This is a genomic window from Streptomyces sp. NPDC059456, from assembly GCF_042750055.1.
Classification (GTDB): domain Bacteria; phylum Actinomycetota; class Actinomycetes; order Streptomycetales; family Streptomycetaceae; genus Streptomyces.
The window spans coordinates 4024-7554 of sequence record NZ_JBHYVA010000418.1; the positions used below are offsets into that span (position 1 = coordinate 4024).

At 76.1% G+C, this 3531-nt stretch carries 3 protein-coding genes and 2 pseudogenes; 1 reads left to right on the plus strand and 4 read right to left on the minus strand.

Annotated elements, in window-relative coordinates; all coding sequences use genetic code 11:
• Nucleotides 1–245 (plus strand): annotated as a pseudogene (locus ACFXA3_RS28830) (hypothetical protein); the annotation flags it as partial.
• Here the strand turns inward: ACFXA3_RS28830 and ACFXA3_RS28835 are convergent.
• The 4 genes and pseudogenes from ACFXA3_RS28835 to ACFXA3_RS28850 form a co-directional block, all read right to left on the minus strand.
• Entirely contained in the window at nucleotides 242–1135 is an 894-nt protein-coding gene (locus ACFXA3_RS28835) for an endo alpha-1,4 polygalactosaminidase (protein ID WP_385191434.1), read from the minus strand. The pseudogene ACFXA3_RS28830 and the gene ACFXA3_RS28835 overlap by 4 nt on opposite strands.
• Nucleotides 1132–1779 carry a spherulation-specific family 4 protein gene (locus ACFXA3_RS28840; RefSeq protein WP_385191436.1) on the minus strand — a complete coding sequence of 216 codons (648 nt, stop codon included), beginning with the start codon at nucleotides 1777–1779 and terminating at the stop codon, nucleotides 1132–1134. Before ACFXA3_RS28840 ends, ACFXA3_RS28835 begins: the two co-directional genes overlap by 4 nt.
• Before the next feature lie 31 nt (nucleotides 1780–1810).
• The gene (locus tag ACFXA3_RS28845) at nucleotides 1811–3304 is read right to left on the minus strand and encodes a hypothetical protein (RefSeq protein ID WP_385191435.1); all 1494 of its coding nucleotides are present in this window, start codon (nucleotides 3302–3304) and stop codon (nucleotides 1811–1813) included.
• A pseudogene (locus tag ACFXA3_RS28850) lies at nucleotides 3301–3531 on the minus strand (glycosyl transferase); the annotation flags it as partial. The pseudogene ACFXA3_RS28850 and the gene ACFXA3_RS28845, both read right to left, overlap by 4 nt.

Consider the following 3531-nt stretch of genomic DNA (forward strand, 5'->3'; position numbering starts at 1 on the left):
CGGCACCGTTCGCGCAGATCGCCAGGCCGTGGCCGTGGGGGGGGTTGGGGTCCACCGCCCAGCAGCCGGCCCGGGGGGCGGGGGGGGAGAATAAAAAGGACACCGCCCCCGCGGCGGCGGGCGGGGGGGGCCCCCCGGGGTTGATCGTCTGGCGGGCGGGGGCCACGGCGCTGGGCGGCTCCTGCTTCGCCGGACCCCGGTTCGGCGGCGGCTACCGGGTGCACGCGGTCCTCCCCGTCGCCTAGCCCCGGCCCTGGCCCCCGTCCCCGTCCCCGTTCGTGCCGGCGCTCACGTCCTTGGGCGGGCAGAACTGCCGCCAGGCGTCCAGGTCGTACTTCTTCTGCAGGGAGCTGAGCCGCAGTTCCTGCGAGCGCGGGCACCACTGGCCGATCCGGCCCTCGTACTCGACGTGGAAGACGGCCTTGCCCGCTGCGACGAACGGGGTGAGCCGCTCGCACTCGTCGTACTCGAAGCACTGCTCGTTGACCGCGAAGTCGAAGTCCCCCACCAGCTGCGGGATCTGGTCGAGGTCGTTCTTCAGCCCGACCGCGAGCCCCCGGTCGTGCGCCAGCTTCGCGATCAGCCGGTTGTACGTGAGCTGGTCGTCGGCGGTGAGCGGGAAGCCGGTCTCGTTGCGGTAGCCGTCCATGTTGTCCGGTTCCACCGCGTCGAAGCCCTTGTCGCGGCACATGTCGAACCGTTTCGCCATCAGCGGCTCCAGTGCGGCCAGCCCCCGGACGTCCAGCCAGCGTTCGCCCTCCCAGCCGTTGCCCTTGCCGAGCAGCGCCTTCGGGAAGGCGCCGGCGTCGGGGCGGAACTCCTCCCAGGCGCCGGTGGACACGTAGCAGACGGTCCGCCGGCCCGCCCGTCTCAGCCCGGCGACCTGCTCCTTGGTGGTGTTGAACCCGTCGACGTCGTACACCGCCGCCTGCACGGAGGTGTCGAGCTTCCCGGTGAGCTGCCACTGCCAGCTGACCCCCGGTGCCGGCTGCCAGCGCCGTCCCGGCGCCGGGGCGGGCAGCGGGGCGGGCACCAGGCCGTCCGGCTCGTCCGGCCGCTCGGTGGTGCAGGCGGCCAGCAGGAGCAGCAGGACCAGGGGCAGGGCGCGGCGGCCGCGGCCGGGCGTGCGCGTCATCCGGCGGCCTCCAGGGCGTACGGGAGGGTCCCCCACGGGTGCGCACCGGTCCCGGGGACCGCGCAGTGCACCGCGGCCCCGCGCCGGCGGGCCAGCTCGGCGGCGGGCGCGCCCGGCGGGACGGCGTACACGAGGTGGCAGAACCGCTGGGCGGGGTGGTCGGCCGTCCAGGGCGGCACCGCCGCCTCCCGGTAGGCGTCCCAGGGGCCCTCGAAGGTGACCAGCAGGTCGGCGAGTGCGGCGTAGTCGGGGTGCGGGTGGACCCCGTGGTTGAGGACGAGGGTGCGGGCGCCCGCGGCCCGGGCGGCGACGGCGAGCCGCCCGTAGTGCGACAGCAGGGCCGGATCGGCGGATGCCTGGTCGAGGAAGGCCCCGTCGGCGCCGTACCAGTCGCGGTGGCGCAGCAGGTCCTGCACGACGGCGGAGTGCGGGCGCCGGCCGTAGTCGGTGTCGGTGTAGCCGAGGACGGGCACCCCGGCGTCGCGCAGCCGCCGGGCGACGGAGGCGAAGCGTTCGTCGGGGGCCTCGCCCGGCCCGCTGGCGGGGTTGAGGACCACGGAGTGCAGTCGGCCCGCGGAGCGGATCAGCAGCTCCCAGTCCTCGGGCCGGTCGGCGGGGTGCTCGTAGAGGGGCACCAGCAGCATGGGGGCCTTCTTCTCGTACGGGGTCACGGGATCAGCGGTGGGCCGTCGCACGGCCGAGCAGGAGGCACACCAGCGCGCCCAGCGCCGCCGCGGCCGCACCGGCCACGACGAGCTGGACCAGCCGCGGCTGCCCCAGCCCCAGCAGCAGGGCCAGGCTCTGGGCGGCGGCCGCCGAGGCGCAGACGGCGGCGGCCGGCCGGACCGCCCCGAAGGACTGGAGCAGCAGCCCGGTCCACATGACGGCGCCGAGCAGCAGCAAGGTCGCGGCCCGGACCCCGGTCGGCCCGGGGGCTCCCGGCCAGAGCAGGGTGCCGGCGACCCCGAGGAGCAGCAGCACCGCCAGGTACGCGGCGAGGCAGCGGCCCAGCGTGCCGAGCATCCGCAGCCAGAACTGGCGGGGCGAGCGGGCGGCCCGCAGCCCGGCGAGGCTCCCGCTGCGGAAGCGGTGGAGCAGCCATTCGGCGGGCCCCATGCTGAGGGTGAGCGCCACGGCCGACGGGGCGGCGACGGCCTCGGCGGGACCCCCGGCGAGCACTTCCCCGAGGGCGGCGTACAGCACGAGCAGGCCGGTGCCGAGGCCGAACACCCCGTAGGGCACGGAGTCCCCGATCCGGGGTCCGCGCGGGCCGTACTCCTCCTCGGCGCCCCGCAGCATCCGCCAGCGCACCGGGCCTTCGCCCGGGCCGTGTCCGGACCAGCCGCGGATCCGGCGCACGCCGGCCCGTACGCCCTCGGCCAGCGGCAGCTCCCGCAGGGCGAGGGTGCAGGCGGCCAGCAGGGACACCAGCAGCAGGCCCACCCGTACCGGCAGGGGCGGGTCGGTGAACAGTGCGAGGAGTGACCCCGCGGCCATCGGGGAGAGCGCGGCGAGCAGCACCCGTTCCCGGCCGAGGACCAGCAGCACGGTGGCGGCGCCCACGTACAGGGCCTGGCCGGCGGCGAACGCGTACGAGAACGGCGGCCCGCCGGGCACGGTCAGCGCGGCGGCGGTGCCGAGCAGGGCGCCGACGGGGGCGCCGACCAGCAGGGTCCGTCCGGCGGCGGCCCGGTCGCCCAGTCCCGTCCAGGAGTAGGCGCGGTGGGACAGGGTCTGGTCCCACACCCAGCCGATGAGCGCCCCCGCGAGCAGGGTCAGCGTGCCCGCGGGCAGGCCCAGGCGGTCCTTGGGGCCCTCCAGCAGGGGGGCGCCCAGGACGTAGGCGAGGCCGGGCAGCGCGAAGATCACCCCGCGCAGCAGGCAGGCGGTGAGGGAGACCTTCCAGGGGTCGGGGACGTGTTCCGGTTCGGGGAAGGAGCGGGGCACCCGGCTGTAGAGCTCCTCGGCGAGGTCGAAGGAGTCGTGGCGCCCGTAGGCGAGCCGGATGTGCTCGTCGGTCAGTCCGTCGGATTCGAGGATCGCGGCGATCTCGTCGGGGTGGACGGCCGCCGCGATGAACGGGCCGAGCCGGTCGGCGAGTTCGTCCAGGGGGTCGACGGCGGGCAGGGTGTCGCCGCCGGGGACGCGCAGCCAGAGGGATCCGCTCACCACAGGCTCCCGTCGGCGGCGAGTTCGCGGTACCAGGGGTCGGCGAGCCGCTGCGTCCAGTCGTCGCCCGCGTGGACGGGCAGGACGGGCTGGCCGGCGAGTTCCCGGTAGATGTGGCGGAAGCCGTCCACGGACTGGTGGAGGGTGAACTTCTCGACGACCCGCTCGCGGGAGCGCCGGCCCAGTTCGGCGCGGCGCTCGTCGTCGCGGAGCAGGGCGAGGGTGGC

What these genes read in the sequence shown, in the direction of transcription:
- ACFXA3_RS28835 (WP_385191434.1), bottom strand. Translation starts at nt 1,135, where the DNA reads ATGACGCGCACGCCCGGCCGCGGCCGCCGCGCCCTGCCCCTGGTCCTG.
- ACFXA3_RS28840 (WP_385191436.1), bottom strand. Translation starts at nt 1,779, where the DNA reads ATGCTGCTGGTGCCCCTCTACGAGCACCCCGCCGACCGGCCCGAGGAC.